General features: G+C 64.8%; 1 protein-coding gene. It reads right to left on the bottom strand.

Features of this window, described 5'->3' with window-relative positions; genetic code table 11:
* Positions 1-63 precede the first annotated feature (63 nt).
* Positions 64-1280: IS1634 family transposase (locus LRF89_RS13160; RefSeq protein WP_238637359.1), on the bottom strand; the 1217-nt coding region annotated here is incomplete at its 5' end.

The following is a 1280-nucleotide window of genomic DNA, read 5'->3' as shown; positions in this document are numbered from 1 at the left end:
CCCAACTTAAACAGCCGCGCGTATAACTCATTGATGCGCCGGGAGCGCACTTAAAATTTGGCACTACGCGCTGACGTTCGCTTGGCTCGGCGGCTTCACCTCCAGTTCCTGGAAGAGCTGTCGCTGCTCTGGGGAGATCGAGACCCCGGTGTGGGCTTCTCCGTTGATCTCGACCGCGTGCCTTTGCACGGTCTCCAGCGCCTCCAGGGCGCGCTCGACGCTGAAGGCGGAGTCCTTGGCCTTCAGGCGCATGCGCAGCACCCGGTAGAGGACCAGGGCGAGGAAACAGATCAGCGCATGGGCGCGGATACGCTCGGGCAACCGGTGGTAGACCGGGGCAATATCCAGGGTGCTCTTCAGTGCCCGGAATCCGCGCTCGATATCAGCTAGGGAGCGATAACGTTCAACGATCGCCTGCGCGTCCCACGCCTCCAGGCTAGTGACCAGCAGCAGCTTGCCGTCGAGGCGTTCGGCGGCTGTCCACGCTTCGTCGTCGATGTCGTAACGGAACTGTTCGGCACCGAGGTCCGCCTTGACGATACTGCTCATCTGGTGGCGCAGCACGGTCTGGTGAAAGCGCCGATGGGCGCTGCGATCCGTTGAGCGGCGCCCGCGGCCTGGGCGGCCGGCATCCTGGTTATCGAGCCGCTGGGCCAAGGCCTCGCCGATCTGTTCGATGCGCTCGATCTTGCGCCGCCGCGCCCGCGTCTGCTCCCGTGCGCGCTCCGGATTATGCGCCACGACCAACCGGCGGCCTTGCCAGGTGGTCTCGGTGACCGATTCCTTCCCGGACTGCTCGGCGGCGTCGGCAAGCCGCGGATGCAGCTCGGCCATAACATCGGTGAACTCGGCATAGCGCCGCCCCGGAACGGCAAGGATGTAGTCGATGGCCAGACCCTCATCGGCAGCCAGCGCCTCGAGGGTGTCGACGTTATCCAGGCTCAGCAGGCCCCGGTCAGCGACAACGACCACTCGCTGGAGCTGGTAACGCTTGAGCAGCCGACGGAGCATCGGCGCCAGGGTCTTTGCCTCGGCGACATTACCCTCGAAGACCTCGTGGGCGATCGGCAGCCCATCAGCCGTCTGCACAACGCCGAGAGCGAACTGCCGGGCAGTACCGGCGACGTCCTTGCTATGACCATACTGACGCAGATCGTCGCCAAGCTCCTTCTCACCGTGGATCCGGACGGTGGTGATGTCGTAGAACACAACGCTCAGCTCCTGGTCGAGTAACGGCTTGAGAAGCCCGGCACTCGCCTTCTCGACGGCCTCGCGGTGCT

The organism is Halorhodospira sp. 9621, from assembly GCF_022228055.1.
GTDB lineage: Bacteria > Pseudomonadota > Gammaproteobacteria > Nitrococcales > Halorhodospiraceae > Halorhodospira > Halorhodospira halophila_A.
Note: the sequence above shows the minus strand (reverse complement) of the source record. Positions and strands in the feature narration are given on the sequence as shown.